General features: G+C 71.5%; 18 protein-coding genes. 7 read left to right on the forward strand and 11 right to left on the reverse strand.

Going from position 1 to position 21,570, the window contains the following annotated elements; all coding sequences use genetic code 11:
* Nucleotides 1-111: 111 nt before the first annotated feature.
* Nucleotides 112-1,008: a shikimate dehydrogenase gene (locus AOJ26_RS09645; RefSeq protein ID WP_053847794.1), complete on the forward strand. Its 897-nt coding sequence runs from the start codon at nucleotides 112-114 to the stop codon at nucleotides 1,006-1,008.
* Here the strand turns inward: AOJ26_RS09645 and AOJ26_RS09650 are convergent.
* From AOJ26_RS09650 to tkt, 8 genes are all read right to left on the reverse strand, one after another.
* The gene (locus tag AOJ26_RS09650; protein WP_053847795.1) at nucleotides 995-2,458 is read right to left on the reverse strand and encodes a hypothetical protein; all 1,464 of its coding nucleotides are present in this window, start codon (nucleotides 2,456-2,458) and stop codon (nucleotides 995-997) included. The genes AOJ26_RS09645 and AOJ26_RS09650 overlap by 14 nt on opposite strands.
* Nucleotides 2,459-2,557: 99 nt before the next feature.
* A complete protein-coding gene (locus AOJ26_RS09655; protein WP_053847796.1) occupies nucleotides 2,558-3,145 on the reverse strand; it encodes a histidine phosphatase family protein in 588 nt (195 codons plus the stop codon).
* A gap of 7 nt (nucleotides 3,146-3,152) precedes the next feature.
* On the reverse strand, nucleotides 3,153-4,031 hold the full coding sequence (gene gnd, locus AOJ26_RS09660; protein ID WP_053847836.1) for a phosphogluconate dehydrogenase (NAD(+)-dependent, decarboxylating): 879 nt from the start codon (nucleotides 4,029-4,031) through the stop codon (nucleotides 3,153-3,155).
* A 10-nt stretch (nucleotides 4,032-4,041) separates the two neighbouring features.
* On the reverse strand, nucleotides 4,042-5,694 hold the full coding sequence (pgi, locus tag AOJ26_RS09665; protein ID WP_053847797.1) for a glucose-6-phosphate isomerase: 1,653 nt from the start codon (nucleotides 5,692-5,694) through the stop codon (nucleotides 4,042-4,044).
* Entirely contained in the window at nucleotides 5,687-6,622 is a 936-nt protein-coding gene (gene opcA / locus AOJ26_RS09670; RefSeq protein ID WP_053847798.1) for a glucose-6-phosphate dehydrogenase assembly protein OpcA, read from the reverse strand. Before opcA ends, pgi begins: the two co-directional genes overlap by 8 nt.
* On the reverse strand, nucleotides 6,619-8,154 hold the full coding sequence (zwf, locus tag AOJ26_RS09675) for a glucose-6-phosphate dehydrogenase (RefSeq protein WP_053847799.1): 1,536 nt from the start codon (nucleotides 8,152-8,154) through the stop codon (nucleotides 6,619-6,621). Before zwf ends, opcA begins: the two co-directional genes overlap by 4 nt.
* Nucleotides 8,151-9,296 carry a transaldolase gene (tal, locus tag AOJ26_RS09680; RefSeq protein ID WP_053847800.1) on the reverse strand — a complete coding sequence of 382 codons (1,146 nt, stop codon included), beginning with the start codon at nucleotides 9,294-9,296 and terminating at the stop codon, nucleotides 8,151-8,153. The genes zwf and tal overlap by 4 nt, the downstream gene beginning before the upstream one ends.
* A 19-nt stretch (nucleotides 9,297-9,315) precedes the next feature.
* Nucleotides 9,316-11,391, reverse strand: coding sequence for a transketolase (gene tkt, locus AOJ26_RS09685; protein ID WP_053847801.1), 2,076 nt, complete (start codon nucleotides 11,389-11,391; stop codon nucleotides 9,316-9,318).
* Nucleotides 11,392-11,537: 146 nt separating this feature from the next.
* Between tkt and AOJ26_RS09690 the strand changes: the two genes are divergently transcribed.
* The 5 genes from AOJ26_RS09690 to AOJ26_RS09710 all read left to right on the forward strand — a co-directional run bounded on the left by AOJ26_RS09690 (nucleotide 11,538) and on the right by AOJ26_RS09710 (nucleotide 16,274).
* Nucleotides 11,538-12,452, forward strand: a complete 915-nt coding sequence (locus AOJ26_RS09690; protein ID WP_053847802.1) for a helix-turn-helix domain-containing protein — start codon at nucleotides 11,538-11,540, stop codon at nucleotides 12,450-12,452.
* Nucleotides 12,453-12,463: 11 nt separating this feature from the next.
* Nucleotides 12,464-12,853, forward strand: coding sequence for a VOC family protein (locus AOJ26_RS09695; protein ID WP_053847803.1), 390 nt, complete (start codon nucleotides 12,464-12,466; stop codon nucleotides 12,851-12,853).
* Nucleotides 12,854-13,042: 189 nt separating this feature from the next.
* On the forward strand, nucleotides 13,043-13,933 hold the full coding sequence (locus AOJ26_RS09700; RefSeq protein WP_053847804.1) for an alkaline phosphatase family protein: 891 nt from the start codon (nucleotides 13,043-13,045) through the stop codon (nucleotides 13,931-13,933).
* Between the two features lie 5 nt (nucleotides 13,934-13,938).
* Complete coding sequence (locus AOJ26_RS09705) at nucleotides 13,939-15,255, forward strand: MFS transporter (protein WP_053847805.1); 1,317 nt, start codon at nucleotides 13,939-13,941, stop codon at nucleotides 15,253-15,255.
* Nucleotides 15,252-16,274, forward strand: coding sequence for a TolB family protein (locus tag AOJ26_RS09710; protein WP_053847806.1), 1,023 nt, complete (start codon nucleotides 15,252-15,254; stop codon nucleotides 16,272-16,274). The genes AOJ26_RS09705 and AOJ26_RS09710 overlap by 4 nt, the downstream gene beginning before the upstream one ends.
* Before the next feature lie 57 nt (nucleotides 16,275-16,331).
* Here the strand turns inward: AOJ26_RS09710 and AOJ26_RS09715 are convergent, their stop codons facing one another.
* Nucleotides 16,332-17,717: a glycoside hydrolase family 16 protein gene (locus AOJ26_RS09715; protein WP_053847807.1), complete on the reverse strand. Its 1,386-nt coding sequence runs from the start codon at nucleotides 17,715-17,717 to the stop codon at nucleotides 16,332-16,334.
* 448 nt (nucleotides 17,718-18,165) lie between these two features.
* The gene (locus AOJ26_RS09720) at nucleotides 18,166-18,975 is read right to left on the reverse strand and encodes an SDR family oxidoreductase (RefSeq protein WP_053847808.1); all 810 of its coding nucleotides are present in this window, start codon (nucleotides 18,973-18,975) and stop codon (nucleotides 18,166-18,168) included.
* A 63-nt stretch (nucleotides 18,976-19,038) separates the two neighbouring features.
* On the opposite strand from AOJ26_RS09720, the gene AOJ26_RS09725 reads away from it, so the two are divergent.
* Nucleotides 19,039-19,830: a helix-turn-helix domain-containing protein gene (locus tag AOJ26_RS09725; RefSeq protein WP_053847809.1), complete on the forward strand. Its 792-nt coding sequence runs from the start codon at nucleotides 19,039-19,041 to the stop codon at nucleotides 19,828-19,830.
* Between the two features lie 3 nt (nucleotides 19,831-19,833).
* Here the strand turns inward: AOJ26_RS09725 and AOJ26_RS09730 are convergent, their stop codons facing one another.
* The gene (locus AOJ26_RS09730) at nucleotides 19,834-21,069 is read right to left on the reverse strand and encodes a L,D-transpeptidase (RefSeq protein WP_053847810.1); all 1,236 of its coding nucleotides are present in this window, start codon (nucleotides 21,067-21,069) and stop codon (nucleotides 19,834-19,836) included.
* Nucleotides 21,070-21,570: the final 501 nt, after the last annotated feature.

Below are 21,570 nucleotides of genomic sequence, written 5' to 3' on the forward strand. Positions count from 1 at the left end.
CGGCCGGTGCCGCAGATTCTAGAAGGCGCCGCCCCGCTCTTCCCCGGCGGCCGTCCGGCTGATATAGCTAACGTACTGGTTCGTACATTAGTGCTCGGCTCAGGAGGTCGCGTGGCCAGGGACTCGTTTCTCGTCGGACTGATCGGCGCCGGCATCGGCCCCTCGCTGAGCCCGGCGCTGCACGAGCGGGAGGCGGACCGGCAGGGCCTGCGCTGTCTGTACCGGCTCATCGACATCGACGTGCTCGGTGTGCGCCCCGAGGCGGTCGGCGAACTGGTGCGGGCCGCCCGCGACCTCGGTTTCGACGGGCTGAACATCACCCACCCCTGCAAGCAGCTGGTCATCGGGCACCTGGACGCGCTCAGCCCGCAGGCCGAGGCGCTGGGCGCGGTCAACACCGTCGTCTTCGAGAACGGCCGGGCGACCGGGCACAACACGGACGTCACCGGCTTCGCCGCGTCCTTCGCGCGCGGGCTGCCCGACGTGCCCCTGGACCGGGTCGTGCAACTGGGCGCCGGAGGGGCGGGGGCGGCCGTCGCACACGCCATGCTCACCCTGGGCGCCGGGCGGGTCACGGTCGTCGACGCGCTCGCCGACCGGGCCGCCGCCCTCGCCGCCGCCCTGAACGGCCACTTCGGCGAGGGACGCGCGGCCGCGGCCGGCCCGGACCGGCTGGCCCCGCTGCTGGCCGACGCCGACGGTCTCGTGCACGCGACCCCCACCGGCATGGCCGCCCATCCCGGACTGCCGCTGCCGGCCGGCCTGCTGCGCCCCGAGCTGTGGGTCGCCGAGGTCGTCTACCGCCCGCTGGAGACCGAACTGCTGCGCACCGCCCGCACGCTGGGCTGCGCCACGCTCGACGGGGGCGGGATGGCCGCCTTCCAGGCCGCGGACGCGTTCCGGCTGTTCACGGGGCGGGAGCCGGACGCGGCCCGGATGCTCGCGGACATCGCCGAACTGGCGGCCGCGGCCGGCACCCCCGAGCAGCCCCGGATCACTGCCGGTTGATGGTCCGGGTGACCCCGGCGAAGACCGTCGTCGCGAGGATCCAGCCCGCGATGACCAGGGCGTACGACAGCGACTGGTACCAGCCCCGCGGAGCGAAGGCGCCCTCCTGGCCGAAGGAGATCACCGGCAGCAGCAGGTCGAGGGTGTAGAAGACCGGGTCGAAGTGCGGGGCCTCGCCCGCCTTCAGCGGCGGCGGATGGTGCAGGCCGAACGCGACCGAGCCGACGGCCAGCAGGGAGACCAGCCACACCCCCGCGCGCAGCGGGTGGAAGCCGTAGCCGACGGCGGCGTCCTGGACGTGGCCCCACAGCCGTCCGTACCAGGGCAGCGTCGCGCGACGGCGGCGCTGCTTGGCGAGCTGGACCAGCCGGGCGGCGTGGTCGTCGCCGATCCGGCGGTACGCGGCCGTCAACTGCTCGTAGGCGTGCGGGACATAGCCCTCCCGGTCGCGCTCCAGCATGGGAAGGCGGCGCTCGGCGGGCTCCTGCGGGGTGAGCGAGGTGTAGACGAGCTTGTTGAACTGCACCTCCTCCGGCACCACTTCCGGTTCCAGGAACAGGTCGTCGATCTGCGCGCGACGCAGACTGAGGGTGCCCTCGACGGGCGGCCCCTTGCGCAGCCACAGCTCCCCGATGGTGGAGCTGTTCGCCCTGAGGGCGGCGTCGCCCGGGTTCGACAGATGGGCGTACGAGAAGTCGAGCCGGCCCGCGATCCGGGCGCCCCGCAGGCCGATCCAGCCGAAGGCGTGCGACCGGCGCAGATGGAAGTCGCCCTCCACGACGAGGGTCTGCGCGTCCAGGACGATGTCGCCGGGGTGGCTGAGCCGCGCGTCGTTGAGGTTGACGGAGCCGGCGACGGTGGCGCCGTTGAGACGGACCTCGCCGTGGGCGCGCAGGCCCGGGGCCCACAGGTCGTCGCCGATGCTCATGTGGTTGAGCTGGAGCGCGGGCTCCCCGGCGTCGACCGCGGTGATCTCGGCGCGGTCCATGAACAGGGCCCCCGCGATCTGCGCTCCGCCGAGCCGCACCGGGCCGTTCACCCGGGCGTCCGTCAGCCGGAGCACCGCCTCCACGTGCAGGGTGGCGGCGGTCAGCCCCGGCAGCACGGAACCGCTGAGGTTCAACTGGCGCAGCCGGCAGCCGTACAGCAGGGGTGTGTCGTCGAAGAAGCAGTGACTGAGGCGTACGGCGTGCTCGACGGTGCCGTACTGCAACCCGAGCACACCGGTGACCCGGGCACCCGCGACCTTGAGCGCGGGTATCTCCCCATCCTCCTGGGGTCCGTTGAGCATCAGCGCCCGCAACACGGAGGCCCGCACGGTGCGTTCGCCGCCCCACCCGGCGCCGCCCGCCACGTCCTCGCCCTCCGCCGTACGGAAGTCCACGGCCTCGCCCTTCGGGAAGGCACGCCACACCCGCAGTTCGGCCGGGGTCAGGTTGTCGATCTCCATCAGCCGTGACTCTCCAACGCCCGCGTCACGGTGTCAACTGGCCCCACGGACGGCGACGGCCCGGGAGTCGGTGCTCCCGGGCCGTCCACAACTGCCGTGCTAGGCCCTCGTGTTCCACTCAGCGATCACCGGCCGGTCGTGTTCCGTCGACAGCCGGCTCACCGTGCCGGTCGCGAGCTGGAACAGACGCCCTTCCGCCGGGGTCAGGCCCAGCCGGCGGGCCGTCAGGACCCGCAGGAAGTGGGCGTGGGCCACGAGGACCACATCCCCGTCGGGGAGGGCGGCGTCGACGCGGGCGAGGACCCGGTCGGCCCGCCGGCCGATCTGCTCCGGCGACTCCCCGGGGTGCCCTTCGGGCCCGGGCGGGACCCCGTCGGTCCACAGGTCCCAGTCGGGCCGGGTCCGGTGGATGTCGACCGTGGTGACGCCCTCGTAGGCGCCGTAGTCCCACTCGTGGAGGTCGGGGTCGGTCACCGCCCCGGTGATGCCCGCCAGTTCGGCGGTGCGTATCGCGCGGCCCAGCTCACTGGTCAACGCGAGTGAGAAGGTCCGGCCGGACAGGAGCGGAGCGAGCGACTTGGCCTGTTCCTCGCCGTGCTGGGTGAGGGGCAGGTCGGTCCAGCTGGTGTGCTGTCCCGACACGCTCCACTCCGTCTCACCATGGCGGACCAGAAGGAGATCCCCCATGGCGCGCCTACTTCTTCGACTCGACGGCGTGCCCGCCGAACTGGTTGCGCAGCGCCGCGACCATCTTCATCTGCGGGGAGTCGTCCTGGCGGGACGCGAACCGGGCGAACAGCGACGCGGTGATCGTGGGCAGCGGCACCGCGTTGTCGACGGCCGCCTCCACGGTCCACCGGCCCTCACCGGAGTCCTGCGCGTACCCGCGCAGCTTGTCCAGGTGCTCGTCCTCGTCGAGGGCGTTGACCGCGAGGTCGAGCAGCCAGGAACGGATGACGGTCCCCTCCTGCCAGGAGCGGAACACCTCCCGCACGCTGTCCACCGACTCGACCTTCTCAAGGAGCTCCCAGCCCTCGGCGTACGCCTGCATCATGGCGTACTCGATGCCGTTGTGGACCATCTTGGAGAAGTGCCCGGCGCCGACCTTGCCGGCGTGGACATAGCCGTACGGCCCCTCGGGCTTGAGCGCCTCGAAGATCGGCTGGAGCCGGTCCACGTGCTCCTTGTCGCCGCCGACCATGAGGGCGTAGCCGTTCTTCAGGCCCCACACCCCGCCGGAGACGCCCGCGTCGACGAAGCCGATGCCCTTGGCGCCGAGTTCCGCCGCGTGCTTCTCGTCGTCCGTCCAGCGGGAGTTGCCGCCGTCGACGACGGTGTCACCGGGGGAGAGGAGCTCGCCGAGCTCGTCCACCACGGACTGGGTGGCGGCGCCGGCCGGCACCATCACCCACACCGTGCGCGGCGCCTCGAGCTTGTCGACCAGCTCGGCGAGGCTCGCCACGTCGGAGACCTCGGGGTTGCGGTCGTAGCCGATGACGGTGTGGCCGGCGCGGCGGATCCGCTCGCGCATGTTGCCGCCCATCTTGCCCAGGCCGATGAGACCGAGCTGCATCGCTGTCATGTCAGTGCACTTCCTTCAGTTCACGGTAGGCGGCCACGAGGGCGGTGGTGGAGGCGTCGAGGCCGGGGACCTCGGCGCCCTCGGTCAGGGCGGGCTCGACGCGCTTGGCGAGGACCTTGCCGAGCTCGACGCCCCACTGGTCGAAGGAGTCGATGTTCCAGACCGCGCCCTGGACGAACACCTTGTGCTCGTAGAGGGCGATCAACTGGCCGAGGACGGAGGGGGTGAGCTCCTTGGCCAGGATCGTGGTCGTGGGGTGGTTGCCCTGGAAGGTGCGGTGCGCCACCTGCTCCTCGGCCACGCCCTCCGCGCGCACCTCCTCGGCGGTCTTGCCGAAGGCGAGCGCCTGCCCCTGCGCGAACAGGTTGGCCATCAACAGGTCGTGCTGCGCCTTGAGTTCGTCGCTCAGTTCGCCGACCGGACGGGCGAAGCCGATGAGGTCGGCCGGGATGAGCTTGGTGCCCTGGTGGATCAACTGGTAGTAGGCGTGCTGCCCGTTGGTGCCGGGCGTGCCCCACACCACCGGCCCGGTCTGCCACTCCACGGGCCGTCCGTCACGGTCCACCGACTTGCCGTTGGACTCCATGTCGAGCTGCTGGAGGTAGGCCGTGAACTTCGACAGGTAGTGCGAGTAGGGCAGGACCGCGTGCGACTGGGCGTCGTGGAAATTGCCGTACCAGATGCCCAGCAGGCCCATCAGCAGCGGGGCGTTGGCCTCGGCGGGCGCGTTCCGGAAGTGCTCGTCGACGATCCGGAAGCCGTCGAGCATCTCCCGGAACCGGTCCTGGCCGATGGCGATCATCAAGGAGAGGCCGATCGCCGAGTCGTAGGAGTAGCGGCCGCCGACCCAGTCCCAGAACTCGAACATGTTGTCCGGGTCGATGCCGAAGTCGGTGACCTTCTCGGCGTTCGTCGACAGGGCCACGAAGTGCTTGGCGACGGCCTTGTCGTCGTGGAGGCCGTCCGGGCCCTCCAGCAGCCAGGTGCGGGCCGAGGTGGCGTTGGTGATCGTCTCGATGGTGGTGAACGTCTTGGACGCGACGATGAACAGGGTCTCGGCCGGGTCGAGGTCGCGCACCGCCTCGTGCAGGTCGGCGCCGTCCACGTTGGAGACGAATCGGAAGGTCAACTCCCGTGCCGTGAAGGCCCGCAGGGCCTCGTAGGCCATCGCGGGGCCGAGGTCGGAGCCGCCGATGCCGATGTTGACGACGTTCTTGATCCGCTTGCCGGTGTGGCCGGTCCACTCGCCGGAGCGGACCCGGTTCGCGAAGTCGCTCATCTTGTCGAGCACGGCGTGCACGCGGGGCACGACGTTCTCGCCGTCGACCTCGATCACCGCGTCGGCGGGGGCGCGCAGCGCGGTGTGCAGCACGGCCCGACCCTCGGTCGTGTTGATCTTCTCGCCGCGGAACATGGCGTCGCGCAGCCCGAACACGTCGGTGGCGGTGGCCAGTTCCTGGAGCAGGGCCAGGGTCTCGTCGGTGATCAGGTGCTTGGAGTAGTCGATGCGCAGGTCGCCCACGCGCACCACGTACCGCTCGGCGCGCCCGGGGTCCTCTGCGAACAGCTCACGCAGATGCGCGTGCTGCTCGGCGCGGTGGTCCTCCAGGGCCGTCCACTCGGGGCGGTGCGTCAGAAGAGGGGAGTCAGACATGAGCAGGGGTCTCCTTGCCGGCCTCGCCCCGCAGGGCGACGGCGTACATCTCGTCGGCGTCGAGGCGGCGAAGCTCCTCGGCGATCAGTTCAGAGGTGGAGCGGACCTTCAGCGCGAGGGTGCGGGAGGGCTGACCCGGCAGGGACAGCGTGGCCAGCGGGCCCTCGGGGCGGTCGATGACGATCTCGCCGTTCGCGGTGCCCAGCCGGACGGCCGTGACGACCGGACCGTCGCTGACCACGCGGTCGATCCTCACCTTCAGCCGCGCCTCCAGCCAGCGCGCGAGCAGTTCGGCGGCCGGGTTCTCGGCCTCGGCCTCCACGGCCCCGGAGACGATCTCCGCGCGGGCCTGGTCGAGGGCCGCCGCCAGCATCGAGCGCCACGGCGTCAGCCGGGTCCAGGCGAGGTCCGTGTCGCCCGGAGCGTAGGAGCGGACCCGGGCGGCGAGGACGTCGAGGGGGTTGGCCACGGCGTACAGGTCGGTGATCCGGCGCTGGGCCAGCGCGCCCAGCGGGTCCTTCGCGGGGTTCTCCGGCGCGTCCACCGGCCACCACACGACGACCGGGGCGTCGGGCAGCAGCAGCGGCAGCACGACGGAGTCGGCGTGGTCGGACACCTCGCCGTAGGTCCGCAGGATGACAGTCTCGCCGGTGCCGGCGTCGGCGCCCACCCGGACCTCGGCGTCGAGGTGCGAGTTGGTGCGGTCGCGCGGGGTGCGGGCGTGCCGCTTGATGACGACCAGGGTGCGCGAGGGGTGCTCGTGCGAGGCCTCCTCGGCCGCCTTGATCGCGTCGTAGGCGTTCTCCTCGTCCGTGACGATCACCATCGTCAGGACCATGCCCACCGCGGGCGTTCCGATGGCGCGGCGACCCTGCACCAGCGCCTTGTTGATCTTGCTTGCCGTGGTGTCGGTCAGGTCGATCTTCATGGCCTGCGCCAGCTCCGTCCGTCTCGTGCGAGCATCTCGTCGGCTTCCTCGGGTCCCCAGGTGCCCGACGCGTACTGCGCCGGACGGCCGTGGTTCGCCCAGTGCTCCTCGATCGGGTCGAGGATCTTCCAGGACTCTTCCACTTCCTGGTGGCGCGGGAACAGGTTGGCGTCCCCGAGGAGGACGTCCAGGATGAGCCGCTCGTACGCCTCCGGACTGGACTCCGTGAACGACTCGCCGTAGGCGAAGTCCATCGTCACGTCCCGGATCTCCATCGAGGTGCCCGGCACCTTCGACCCGAAGCGGACCGTCATGCCCTCGTCCGGCTGCACCCGGATGACGATGGCGTTGGAGCCGAGCTCCTCGGTGGCCGTGGAGTCGAAGGGCGAGTGCGGGGCCGTCTGGAAGACGACCGCGATCTCGGTGACCCGGCGGCCCAGCCGCTTGCCGGTGCGCAGGTAGAAGGGGACGCCCGCCCAGCGCCGGTTGTCCACGTTCAGCCTGACGGCCGCGTACGTGTCCGTGGTGGAGGCCGCGTCGATGCCGTCCTCCTCCAGGTACCCGAGCACCTTCTCGCCGCCCTGCCAGGCGCCCGCGTACTGGCCGCGCACGGTGTGCCTGCCGAGGTCCTCCGGCAGCTTCACGGCCCTGAGGACCTTCAGCTTCTCGGTGAGCAGCGACTCGGCGTCGAAGGCGGCCGGCTCCTCCATGGCGGTGAGCGCCATGAGCTGGAGCAGGTGGTTCTGGATGACGTCACGGGCGGCGCCGATGCCGTCGTAGTAGCCGGCCCGGCCGCCGATGCCGATGTCCTCGGCCATCGTGATCTGCACGTGGTCGACGTAGGAACGGTTCCAGATGGGCTCGTACATCTGGTTGGCGAAGCGCAGCGCCAGGATGTTCTGGACGGTCTCCTTGCCCAGGTAGTGGTCGATGCGGAAGACCTGGTCCGGCTCGAACACGTCGTGCACGAGGGTGTTGAGCTCGCGGGCGCTCTTCAGGTCGCGGCCGAACGGCTTCTCGATGACCGCCCGCCGCCAGGACCCCTCGGGGGCGTTCGCCAGCCCGTGCTTCTTGAGCTGCTGGACCACCTTGGGGAAGAACTTCGGCGGTACGGAGAGGTAGAAGGCGTAGTTGCCGCTGGTGCCGCGGGCCTTGTCCAGGTCCTCCACGGTCTGGCGGAGCTGCTTGAACGCCGTGTCGTCGTCGAAGTCGCCCGGGATGAACCGCATCCCCTCGGCGAGCTGCTGCCACACCTCCTCACGGAACTCGGTCCGCGCGTGCTCGCGCACGGAGTCGTGCACGATCTGCGCGAAGTCCTCGTCCTCCCAGTCCCGGCGGGCGAACCCGACGAGCGAGAAGCCCGGCGGGAGCATGCCGCGGTTGGCGAGGTCGTAGACGGCCGGCATCAGCTTCTTGCGGGACAGGTCGCCGGTGACGCCGAAGATGACGAGCCCGGAGGGGCCGGCGATCCGGGGGAGACGCCGGTCGCGCTCGTCGCGCAGGGGGTTCTCCCAGTCGGCGGTGATGGTCATTCCGCGTCCACTCCCTTGCTGTTCAGCGACTTCGTGACGGCGTCCAGCAGGTCCTGCCAGGCCGTCTCGAACTTGGCGACGCCCTCGTCCTCCAGCTGCTGCACGACCTCGTCGTACGAGATGCCCAGCGCCTCCACGGCGGCCAGGTCGGCGCGGGCCTGCGCGTAGCCGCCGGTCACCGTGTCGCCGGTGATCACGCCGTGGTCGGCGGTGGCGTCGAGCGTGGCCTCCGGCATGGTGTTGACCGTGCCGGGCGCGACCAGCTCGTCCACGTAGAGGGTGTCCTTGTAGGCCGGGTCCTTCACGCCGGTCGAGGCCCACAGCGGGCGCTGCCTGTTGGCGCGGGCGCCGCCGAGGGCGGTCCAGCGGGCCGAGGCGAAGACCTCCTCGTACGCCTGGTAGGCGAGCCGCGCGTTGGCGAGCGCGGCCTTCCCCTTGAGCGCGAGGGCCGCGTCGGTGCCCAGGACCGTCAGCCGCTTGTCGATCTCGGAGTCGACCCGGGAGACGAAGAAGGAGGCGACGGAGTGGATCGTGGAGAGGTCGAGGCCCTTCGCGGCCGCCTTCTCCAGACCGGCGAGGTAGGCGTCCATCACCTCGCGGTAGCGCTCCAGCGAGAAGATCAGCGTGACGTTGACGCTGATCCCGAGGCCGATGACCTCGGTGATGGCGGGGAGGCCCGCCCTGGTCGCCGGGATCTTGATCATGACGTTCGGGCGGTCCACCAGCCAGGCGAGCTGCTTGGCCTCGGCGATCGTCGCCCGGGTGTCGTGGGCGAGGCGCGGGTCGACCTCGATGGAGACCCGGCCGTCCCGGCCGCCGGTCGAGTCGTACACCGGGCGCAGCACGTCGGCGGCGGCACGGACATCCGCCGTGGTCATCATCCGTACGGCCTCGTCGACCGTCACACCCCGGGCGGCGAGGTCGCCGAGCTGCTCCTCGTAACCCGCTCCGGAGCCGATGGCGGCCTGGAAGATGGAGGGGTTGGTGGTGACGCCGACGACGTGCTTCGTGGCGACGAGCCCGGCCAGGTTCCCCGACTCGATCCGCCCCCGGGACAGGTCGTCCAGCCAGATGGAGACGCCTTCGTCGGTCAGGCGCTTGAGTGCTCCCGCGGTCGCGGTCGCTTCGGTCACAGTGATCATCTTCTTTCTGGCGGTCGGATCAACCACGCGCGGCGGCCAGTGATTCCCTGGCTGCGGCGGCGACGTTCTCGGGGGTGAACCCGAACTCGGCGAACAGGGTCTTCGCGTCGGCGGAGGCGCCGAAGTGTTCGAGGGAGACGATGCGTCCTGCGTCACCTGTGAACCGGTACCACGTGAGACCGATACCGGCCTCGACGGCGACGCGGGCTCGCACGGACGGCGGAAGGACGCTGTCCCGGTACTCCCGCGGCTGCTCCTCGAACCACTCCACGGACGGCATCGACACCACCCGGGTGCCGACCCCCTCCGCCTCCAGCTGCTCCCGCGCGGCGACGGCGAGCTGGACCTCGGACCCGGTGGCGATGATGACGACGTCCGGGGTCCCGGTGGAGGAGTCCCGGAGCACGTACCCGCCCTTGGCCGCGTCCGGGTTCGGGGCGTACGTCGGGACCCCCTGGCGGGTGAGCGCGAGGCCGTGCGGGGCCGGGTCGGTGGCATGCCGCTTCAGGATCTCGGCCCAGGCGGTCGCGGTCTCGTTGGCGTCGGCCGGACGGACGACGTTCAGGCCCGGGATGGCGCGCAGCGAGGCCAGGTGCTCGACCGGCTGGTGGGTGGGGCCGTCCTCGCCGAGGCCGATGGAGTCGTGCGTCCAGACGTAGGTGACGGGCAGCTGCATCAGCGCGGACAGGCGCACGGCGTTGCGCATGTAGTCGGAGAACACCAGGAAGGTGCCGCCGTAGATCCGCGTGTTGCCGTGCAGGGCGATGCCGTTCATCTCCGCGGCCATCGAGTGCTCGCGGATGCCGAAGTGGACGGTACGGCCGTACGGGTCGGCCTCCGGCAGCGCGTTCCCCTTCGGCAGGAAGGAGCTGGTCTTGTCGATGGTGGTGTTGTTCGAGCCGGCGAGGTCGGCGGAACCGCCCCACAGCTCGGGAAGGACCGGACCGAGCGCCTGGAGCACCTTGCCGGAGGCGGCGCGGGTGGCGACGGACTTGCCCTCCTCGAAGACCGGGATCGCGGACTCCCAGCCCTCGGGGAGCTGGCCGGCGACGATCCGGTCGAAGAGCTCGGCCCGCTCGGGCTGCTCACCGCGCCATGCGGAGATCTGCTTGTCCCAGGCGGCGTGCGCCTCGGCACCCCGGTCCAGGGCCAGGCGGGTGTGGGCGAGGACCTCGTCGTCGACCTGGAAGGTGCGCTCCGGGTCGAAGCCGAGGACGCGCTTGGTGGCGGCCACCTCGTCGGCGCCGAGCGCGGAGCCGTGGGCGGCCTCGGTGTTCTGCGCGTTCGGGGCGGGCCAGGCGATGATCGTGCGCATCGCGATGATCGAGGGGCGTCCGGTCTCGGCCTGCGCCGCCCTCAGGGCCGCGTACAGGGCATGGACGTCGACGTCGCCGTCGGCGCCGGGCTCGATGCGCTGGGTGTGCCAGCCGTACGCCTCGTACCGCTTCAGCACGTCCTCGGAGAACGCGGTGGCGGTGTCGCCCTCGATGGAGATGTGGTTGTCGTCGTAGAGGAAGACCAGGTTGCCGAGCTTCTGGTGGCCGGCGAGGGAGGAGGCCTCGGCGGAGATGCCCTCCTCCAGGTCGCCGTCGGAGACGATGGCCCAGACGGTGTGGTCGAAGGGCGACTCGCCCTCGGGGGCCTCGGGGTCGAAGAGGCCGCGCTCGTAGCGGGCGGCCATCGCCATCCCCACCGCGTTGGCGACACCCTGGCCGAGCGGACCGGTCGTGGTCTCGACCCCGGCGGTGTGCCCGTACTCGGGGTGGCCGGGCGTCTTGGAGCCGTGGGTGCGGAAGGCCTTGAGGTCGTCCAGTTCCAGCTCGTACCCGGAGAGGTAGAGCTGGGTGTAGAGCGTCAGCGAGGTGTGCCCGGGGGAGAGGACGAAGCGGTCACGGCCGGTCCACTCGGGATCGGCGGGGTCATGACGCATCACCTTCTGAAAGATCGTGTACGCCGCCGGGGCCAGGGCCATCGCGGTGCCAGGGTGTCCGTTGCCGACCTGCTGCACGGCATCCGCCGCCAAGAGGCGGGCGGTGTCGACGGCACGCCGGTCGAGTTCGGTCCATTCGAAGCTGTCCGGTGTCTGCGTGCTCATCTTCAAGAAGTCCTCGATCGGAGCGGGATTGCTGGTCTGATGTGTTCGAACTTAAAAGTCTGACTTAAACGGGGGAAGGTCGCCGTGTGTCAGCCTGTGGTGAAAGTGGGACACGGAACGCTCCAGGCAGGCGGCACGAGCAGGACATGGCGGACAGAACATCCCAAGGCTCCATCCAGGGTGGAGACGGTGACGGCGGTGTGGACGGGATCAGAACGTTCCCCTTCCCCAGCGAGCTGAGTGTGTGCGGAGTCGGCATGCAGGTCGGCCCCATGGGAGCCGACCGCACATGGCACGCGGATGCCCCGTTGGAGCGCGTGCACCGCATCGACTTCCATGTCGTGATGCTCTTCGACGGCGGCCCCGTGCGCCACATGATCGACTTCGCCGAGTACGAGGCCACGGCGGGCGACCTCCTGTGGATCCGCCCGGGCCAGGTCCACCGCTTCTCACCGACGAGCGAGTACCGCGGAACCGTCCTGACCATGCAACCCGGCTTCCTGCCGCGGGCCACGGTGGAGGCGACGGGGCTCTACCGCTACGACCTCCCGCCGCTGCTGCGGCCCTCCGACGATCAGTCGGCGGGCCTGAGGGCCTCGCTGGCCCTGCTGCAACGGGAGTACGAGGACACCACGACCCTGCCGCTGAGCCTGCACACCTCGGTGCTGCGGCACGCGCTGACCGCGTTCCTGCTGCGGCTCGCCCACCTCGCGGCGAGTTCGGCGGAGGCCGGGCGGCGCACCGAGTCGACGTTCACCCTGTTCCGGGACGCCGTGGAGAAGGGCTTCCACACGAACCACAGCGTCAGCGCGTACGCCGACGCGCTCGGCTACTCCCGCCGGACCCTGGTGCGCGCGGTGCGCGCCGCCACGGGGGAGACGCCCAAGGGCTTCATCGACAAGCGGGTCGTGCTGGAGGCGAAGCGGCTGCTGGCCCACACCGACATGCCGATCGGGCGGGTGGGGGCGGCGGTGGGGTTCCCCGATGCCGCGAACTTCTCCAAGTTCTTCCATCAGCACACCGACATGACGCCGGCCGCCTTCCGCGCGGACCTGCGGTAGGAGGGGACCGGATGGCCCGGCTGCGAGACATCGTCTTCGACTGCGCCCGTCCCGCCGCCACGGCCCGGTTCTGGGCGGACGCGCTGGACGGCTACGCCGTGGCACCCTACGACGACGAGGAGTTGGCCCGGCTGCGGGCCCTCGGGATCACGGACGTCGAGGACGACCCGACCGTGCTCGTCGAGTCCTCGGAGGGCGGGCCCCGGATGTGGTTCCAGCTGGTGCCGGAGGGCAAGAGCGGCAAGAACCGGGTGCATCTGGACCTGTCCGCCCGGGACATGGAGACGGAGGCCGAGCGGCTCGTCGGGCTCGGTGCGACGGTCCGGGACCGGTTCGCGGACCACCTGGTACTGGCCGATCCCGAGGGGAACGAGTTCTGCCTCACGGGCCGGGACGGTTGACATCCCGTCAAACTGGCTGGCCCGACGCTCACTTGACCGGCCCTTTGCTGTGCATGACCTGTGCGTGGGGTGATCTTTGCCTGGCGGAGCCCACGGTTCGCCGGGCCTTCACGCGGACCCGGCCGAGGGCTCCTAGGGTTGCGGCGCCGCTCCCCCCGAACGTCCGTCACCTCTGTCCGGAGGACAGTCATGGCCGCCGTCAAGGCACCCCAGCGCAACCGACGTTCCCTCTCCGCACTCGCCGGAGCCCTCGCCCTCACCGCAGGCTCGATCGGCGTGTGGGCCGCGACGGCCTCCAGCGCCGAGGCAGCCGCCCTCCCCACCCCCGACCACGTCGTGGTCGTGGTGCTGGAGAACCACGCCTACTCGCAGGTCATCGGCAGCTCCAGCGCCCCCTACCTCAACAACACCCTCAAGGCGGGTGGCGCCACCCTCACCCAGTCCTACGGCCTCACCCACCCCAGTGAGCCGAACTACTACATGCTCTTCTCCGGCTCCAACCAGGGCCGCACCGACGACAGTTGCGTGAGCGTGGGATCCATCGCCAAGCCCAACCTCGCCTCCGAGCTGATCGCCGCGGGCAAGACCTGGGCGAGCTACAACGAATCCCTGCCCAGCCAGGGTTCGACGACCTGCAGCAGCGGCGACTACGCACAGAAGCACAACCCGTGGTTCGGCTTCTCCAACGTGCCGACCAGCACCGCGAAGACCTTCGCGCAGTTCCCCACCGACTACACGACCCTGCCCAAGGTGTCCTTCGTCGTCCCGAACCTGTGCAGCGACATGCACGACTGCTCGGTCTCCACGGGTGACACCTGGATCAAGAACGAGCTGGGTGCCTACGCCACCTGGGCCAGGACCCACAACAGCATCCTCGCCGTCACCTTCGACGAGGACAACAAGCTCTCTGGCAACCGCATCCCCACGCTGTTCTACGGGCAGCACGTCGCCGCAGGCAGCTCCAGCTCCACGACCTACAACCACTACAACGTGCTGCGTACGGTGGAGGACCTGGCCGGTCTGAGCACCCACGCGGGCAACGCCGCCTCGGCCTCCGACATCACCGGCATCTGGAACTGACGCCCGTGTACCTCGCGGACTCCCGGAGCACGGGTTCCCGCGGCACCGAGGCCGCCGCCGTCCCGGACACCCGTCCGGGGCGGCGGCCGGCCGCCGTGCCCTCCACCGTGCTGGCGCTGGGCGCCGTCAGCCTGATCACGGACGTCTCCTCGGAGATGGTGACGGCCGTCCTGCCGCTGTACGTGGTCGCGGGCCTAGGCCTCTCGCCCCTCGGCTTCGGCCTCCTCGACGGCATCAACAACGGCGTCGGCGCCCTGGTCCGGCTGGCCGGCGGCCACCTCGCCGACCGGGGAGGCCGCCGCCACAAGCTCGTGGCGGGCCTCGGCTACGGCCTGTCGGCGCTGTGCAAGCCGTTGTTGCTCCTCGCCCACACCCTGCCCGTGCTCAGCGCCGTGCTCGCCGTCGACCGGACCGGCAAAGGACTGCGCACCGCCCCACGGGACGCGATGATCTCCCTGGCCACCGAACCCGCCCAGCGGGGCCGGGCGTTCGGTGTCCACCGCGCCATGGACACCACCGGCGCGCTCCTCGGCCCGCTCCTCGCCTTCGCCGTCCTGCGGGCCACCGTCGACGGCTACGACGCGGTCTTCGCGGTCAGCGGCTGCGTCGCCGTGCTCGGCGTCGTGGTGCTGGTGCTCTTCGTGCCCCGCCGCGCCGACGCCCCCGCCGCTGCCGTACGACCGACTCCGCCGCCCGGGCCGGACCGGCCCCCGGCGCTGCGCGACGCGATCGGGCTGCTGCGGCGGCCCGAACTGCGCCGCCTCACGCTGTGCGCGGCCCTGCTCGGACTGACGACCGTCAGCGACTCCTTCCTGTATCTGCTGCTCCAGCGCGAGGGGAACCTGCCCGCCCACCTGTTCCCGCTGCTGCCGCTCGGCACCGCCGCCCTCTTCCTGCTGCTCGCCGTGCCGCTCGGCGCACTCGCCGACCGCGTCGGCCGCCGCCGGCTCTTCCTGGCCGGCCACGGCGTCCTGCTGCTCGGCTACGGTCTCGTGCTCTCCCCGTGGCACGGCGTCCCCGCCCTGCTCGCCGTCCTCGTGCTGCACGGCACCTTCTACGCGGCCACCGACGGAGTGCTCGCGGCCGCGACCGCCGCGGTCGTCCCCGCCCGGCACCAGGGCGCGGGACAGGCGCTGGTCGGCACCGGGCAGGCGCTGGCCCGGTTCGCCTGCTCGCTCGCCTTCGGCGCGGCCTGGAGCCTGTGGGGCGGTCGGACCGCGCTCGCCCTCACCGCGGCCGCGCTGGCCGCCGGCGCCGTCGTGGCCGCGTTCCTCCTGCGCGGCACGGACGAGACCCACACCCCCGACGAGGTGCCCGCATGACCCGGACGACCCGTCTGCTGACCCTGCTCGTCGCCGTCGTGCTGCTCGGCGCGGTCGGCACCGGCTCGGTGCTGTACGCCGCCCACCGCTCGGGCCTGCGGGACCGGCAGCAGGCCGACGGACCGACCGTGCGGGCCGGCACCGTCTCGCTCGGCCCGACGGCCGAACGCCGCCTGCTGGTGCGCAACCTCGCCTGGGGCCCGCACCGCGACGAGATCGCCACCGTCCCCGCCGACGATCCCGAGGGCCCGCGCACCGCTTCGGGGGTGAAGTGCCTGCGCTTCCACGCGGCGGCCGGCACCGGCATCTGTCTCCAGGCCGTGCACGGGGCGCTGGAGGACACCTACCGCGCGGTGGTGCTCGACTCCCATCTGCGCGAACGCCACCGCTTCCCGGCGGCCGGCATCCCCACCCGGGCCCGGGTCTCGCCCTCGGGGCACATGGTCGCCTGGACGGTGTTCGTCAGCGGGGACTCGTACGCCGGAACGGACTTCTCCACCCGCACGGCCGTCGTGGACACCCGTACCTGGGCGATCGACGACAACCTGGAGACCTTCCGGATCATCAAGGACGGCCGTGCGTACCACTCCGCCGACACCAACGTCTGGGGCGTCACCTTCGCCGACGACGACCGCTTCTACGCCACGCTGGCGACCGGCGGCCGGACCTATCTCGTGCGGGGCGACGTCACCGCGCGCACCCTCACCACCCTGCACCGCAACGTCGAATGCCCCTCCCTCTCGCCCGACGGCACGCGCGTCGCCTACAAGAAACGCGTCAAGGGGGCCTCCGCCGACGCCCCTTGGCGTCTGTACGTCCTGAACCTGCGGACCATGAAGGAGACCGCGACGGCCGAGTCCCGCAACCTCGACGACCAGGCCCTGTGGGCCGACGACGACACCCTCGTCTACGCCCTCCCCGGCGACTACGGCTCCGACCTGTGGACCGTGCCCGCCGACGGCACCGGTACGGCCCGCCGCCTGATGGACTCCGCGGTCGCGCCCGCTTACCTGGGGTGACACGGAGCTGCCCCGCGAGACCGCTCGGCGGCCTCGCGGGGCGACTCGACCAGTCGGTCAGTGACCGAAGTTGAACCAGTTCACGTTCACGAAGTCGGCCGGCTGGCCGCTGGTGAAGGTCAGATAGACGTTGTGGGTGCCCGTGACGCCGCTGATGTTCGCCGGGACCGTCCGCCAGGACTGCCAGCCGCCGGTGTTGGCGAGCGCGAAGCTGCCGATCGGGGTGGCGGTACGGCTGTCCAGGCGCACCTCGACCAGGCCGCTGACACCGCTCGCCGCGCCGCTCGCCACCCGGGCGACGAACTGCCTGGCCGCCGTGGAGCCGAAGTTGACGTTCTGGTAGAGCGCCCAGTCGCCGTTGGCGAGGGAGGCGATGTTCTGCCCGCCGCCGGTGTCGGACGTGGTCTCGGTGCCGACACCGCTCTGGCTGGTGAAGGACTCCGCCTGGATGGTGCCGTAGGCGTCGACACCGCCCGTGGGCGGCGGCGTGGTACCGCTCCCACCCGCCGACAGCACCTGGACGTAGTCCACGACCATGGGCACGCCGGACTGGGTGCCGGCGTCGAGGCCGCCGCCGAACGCGTCCGGGAAGGCGCCGCCCATCGCCACGTTGAGGATGATGAAGAACCCGTGGTTGGTGGCGTTGGACCAGGTCGCCGCGTCCATCTGGCCGGCGTTGACCGAGTGGAACTGGGTGCCGTCGACGGAGAAGCGGATCGTCTCGGGGCTGACCGAGCGGTCCCACTCCATGGTGTAGGTGTGGAAGGCCGATTGGCAGGAGGCGCCCGGACAGGGGACGTTGTTGCCGATGCCCGAGGTCTCGTTGCACGGGCCGCCGGGGTTGGTGCCGCAGTGCATGGTGGCCCAGACGCGGTTCATGCCCTGGACGTTCTCCATGATGTCCAGCTCGCCGACGCTCGGCCAGTTCTGGTAGTTGCCGCGGTAGGGAGCGCCCAGCATCCAGAAGGCGGGCCAGTAGCCCTCGGCCGCGGTGCCGGTCACGTTGGGCATCTGGATGCGGGCCTCGACGCGCAGCTTGCCGCCGGACGGGGGCTGGAAGTCGGTGCGGTTGGTCTCGATGCGGCCCGATGTCCAGTTGCCTGCCGCGTCGCGCAGCGGGGTGATGCGCAGGTTGCCGTTGCCGTCGAGGGCGACGTTGCTCGTGCTGTTGGTCATCCGCTCGACCTCGCCGGTGCCCCAGTTGGCGGGGCCGCCCGGGTAGGAGGTGCCGGTCGCGTACTGCCAGTTGGAGGTGGAGACGCCGGTTCCGGCGGGCCCGTTGAAGTCGTCCAGGAAGACCTGCGACCAGCCCGAGGGCGGCGTGGGGGCGGAGGCGTCGGCGGGCAGGGTGGCGGCCGTCGCGAGGGCGGCCGCCAGGCCGAGGGTGCTCAGCACGGCGACGAGGGCGCGGCGCCGTCTGGGTATGCCGGAGGTTTCGCTCATGGGGGTGCCTCTCGGGTACGGGGTGGGGGTGCGGGTGCTTCTCGGGGCGCTCTGAGAGCGCTCTCAAAGTGCGCCCAATGTGCTCTCGGCCACTCCGGTCGTCAAGAGGTGAAACAGTGAAAGTCGCCGCGCCGCAGGTGAGTTCACCGCGTGAATGCGACCCGGACCCTGCGCCGAGCGGGACTCGACGACGGTGGCCGGTGCCGGGTCGATCCCCGCCGGCCCGGCCGGTGAGCGGCGGTGAGCGGCGGTGAGCGGCGGCAGGGCTGGTACCGCGGCCGTCGGGTGATGCGTCGGCCGGTGCCGGGCCGGGATGCGTGCGGCCGGGCCCCGGCTCGGGGCGCGCGTGGTGTTCGCTGGTCGGCCCCGTGTGGTGAGGGGTGTCGGGTGTTCGGTCGTTCGCGTGCCGAGTCCGGGGGCGCCTCCAGGGCCCCGGCGGAGGGCAGGCTCATGCCTGCGCGGCGAGCCCCCGCCACGCCTCCCAGGTGTCCAGGCGTTGCCGGTAGGCCGCCTCGACGACGGGGTAGGGGTACGTGCCGAGGAAGAGCCGCAGGGGCGGTTCGTCGGTGTCGACCAGTTCGAGGACGACCTCGGCGGTGGCCGCGGGATCCTGCGGTGCGCGGGCCGCGGCCCCGGCCCGGCGTGCCTCGCGGACGGGGTCGTAGGCGTCGATGGGGTCGGTGTGCACCGCGGAGGAGCCGGACCAGTCGGTGCCGTAGGGGCCGGGTTCGACGATCGTGACGCGGATGCCGAGCGGACCGACCTCCTGGGCGAGCGCCTCGCTCATGCCCTCCAGCGCCCACTTGGAGGCGTTGTAGAGGCCCAGGGAGGGGAAGGCGGCCAGGCCGCCGAGGCTGGACACCTGGAGGATGTGCCCGGCGCCCTGGGCGCGCAGCACCGGCAGGGCCGCCTGCGTCACCCACAGCGGGCCGAGCACATTGGTGTCCAACTGGGCGCGGGCCTGTTCCTCGGTGGTCTCCTCGACCATGCCGAACAGGCCGTAGCCCGCGTTGTTGACGACCACGTCGAGGCGTCCGAAGGTGTCGGCGGCTCGTCGGACCGCGGTGAACGCGGCCGCCCTGTCGGTGACGTCGAGAGTGAGGGGCAGCACGCTGTCGCCGTAGGTGTCGGCGAGGGGCTTCAGGGACTCGACGCGGCGGGCGGTGGCGGCCACGCGGTCGCCCCGGGACAGTGCGGCCTCGGTCCAGATCCGGCCGAAGCCGCGGGACGCTCCGGTGATGAACCATGTCTTCTGCATGCACTCGACCCTGCGCCTCCTGCCGGACGGCAGCCAGCACCCCCGGAGGGTTACCCTTCCGAGATGGCGGCCGACAACACGCTCGGAGAGTTCCTGAAGGCCCGGCGGGGCCGGGTCCCGCCCTCGCGGGCGGGGCTGCCCGACCACGGCAGGCGCCGGGTCGCCGGGCTGCGCCGTGACGAGCTGGCCCGGCTGGCCGGCATCAGCGAGCCCTATCTGACCCGCCTGGAACAGGGCGTTGACCGGCATCCGTCGCCGCAGGTGCTGCGGGCTATCGCCCGGGCGCTGGAACTGGACGACGACTCCTGCGCGCACCTGTTCGCGCTCGCCGCGCCCGAGCCCGGCCCCGTACGCCCCGCTCGGACCGAAGTCGCCCCGGACGTGCACCAGTTGCTCGACGCGTGGGCGGGTACCCCGGCCTATGTGCGCGACCGGCTCTTCGACGTGCTCGCCGCCAACAAGTGGGCCCGCGCGCTCGCCCCCCTGTACGAGCCGGGACACAACCTGGTCAGGGACGTGTTCCTCGACCCGGCGGCCCGCCGCCTGTTCCCCGACTGGCCCGGGATCGCCGCGCAGACCGCCGCCGCCCTGCGCGCCGAGGCCGATCCGCGCGATCCCCGGGTCGGGCGGCTCGTCGCCGAACTGGAGGCGGACGAGGACTTCCGGCGCCTGTGGGCCCGGCACGACGCGCGGCCCGCCCGTGACGAGCTCAAACGCTTCGCGCACCCGGTCGTCGGCGAGCTGGCCCTGCGGCGGCAGGCGCTCACCGTCGGGGGCGCCGAGCAGCAGGTGATCATCGTCTACCAGGCGGCGCCGGGAAGCCCCTCCGAGGCCGCCCTCGCCAGACTCCTGTGACGGTCAGAGCGCGCTGCCGGCCTTCCAGTCCGACCACGACAGGTTCCAGCCGTTGAGGCCGTTCGACGCTTCCACGGTCCTCTCCCCGGAGTTCCTCACGATCACGACGTCGCCGAGCATGGAGCTGTCGTAGAACTTGTAGCCGTCCACGGAGCTGTCGTTCGCGCCCTTGGCGTCGTGCAGGCCGATGCAGCCGTGGCTGGTGTTCTGGTGGCCGAACACCGCGGTGGACGCCCAGTAGTTGCCGTGCACAAAGGTGCCGGAGGTGGTCAGGCGCTGGGCGTGCGGGACGTCGGAGATGTCGTACTCGTCGCCGAGCCCGACCGTCGAGGACTCCATGCGGGTCTGCTCGAACCGCTCGCTGATCACCATGATCCCGGACCAGGTGGTGTGCTCGGCGTCGCCGCCGCTGACCGGGTAGGTGGCGATCGTCTCGCCGCCCCGCTGGACGACCATCTCCTTGGTGGCCAGGTCGACCGTGCTGATCTGCTCGCGGCCGATGTGGAAGGTGACGTCCTTCGACTGCACGCCGTAGACGCCGTCCGCGCCCTGGACGTCCTTGAGCCGCAGCCCGAGCGTGATCCTCGTGCCGGCCGCCCAGTAGGTCTCGGGCCGGAAGTCGAGCCGGGTGTCGCTGAACCAGTGGCCGACGATCTCCACCGCGGGCTCCGCGGTCACGGTGATCGCCTTCTGGACGGCGGCCTTGTCGGACACGGCACGGGTGAAGTCGATCGACACGGGCATGCCGACGCCGGAGGTGGAGCCCGCCTCGGGGGTGAAGTAGCCCACGAACGTCTCGCCGGGCGACCTCGTGGTGAAGGCCGCCGTCACGTCGGTGCCGTCCTGCGCCGTGACCGCGACCGTGTACTCGGTGCCCGAGTAGGGGTTCCGCGACGAGGTCCAGGTCGTCCTGTCGTCGTTGTAGGACCCGTCCAGTGCGGAGCCGTCGTTGCCGGTCACCTTCACCGAGGCGAGGGTTCCGTCGGTGACGACGACCTCGACGGGGGCGGTGAAGTCGGCCTTCGTGGTGCCGTCGGCCGGGGTGACCGTGACGACCGGCTTCCGGGTGGCCGCCCGCACGGACGCGGTCGCCGCCGACCCCGGTGAGGCGCCCGCCCCACCGCTGCCGCACCCCGTCAGCAGGGTCGCGGCCGGTACGGCGCCGAGCGCGGCGAGGATCCCGCGGCGGGACCACTTCTCCGACTGCTCGGACCGGTTCGATATGTGCGAGTCGCCCACGGGAGGCCTTCCTGAGATGTCCGCCTTTGCGGGTGCATCGTGCGCCTCGCACCTTGGGTGATCCTTTGAATCACCGGGCCGTGGGCTGAGATTCCGATAAGAGGCCCCGAGGGGCGGCCGGGCCTCCTGCGGATACGCCGGGGCGGCTTCCAGGGTCGGCCCCGCCCGTCGGCCGGCACGAGTGGATGACTTCGAGGGGTGCCCCGACCGCCGTCGGACACGCGGGCACGGTGGCGCGTCGGGGCACGACCGTCCGTCGCTGTCAGGCGTTCGTCGACAGGGACCGCTGCCGCATCCCGCAGCCCGGACCGGCCGTGCGCCCTGCGCGAGACGGCGAAGCCGGCGCGGGAGATCCTCGCCGGCTGAGCAGTACCTGGCTGAACGTCGATGGGCTCGCTCAGTGGGTCGGGGCGGGCCCATCGACGTTACAGGGCGCCGGGTTGGGTCGTCGGGCGGCTGCGGGTGCGCCGTGGCTTGTCGCGCAGTTCCCCGCGCCCCTGA

The organism is Streptomyces sp. NRRL B-24085 (assembly GCF_001282115.1).
Taxonomy (GTDB): Bacteria; Actinomycetota; Actinomycetes; order Streptomycetales; family Streptomycetaceae; genus Streptomyces.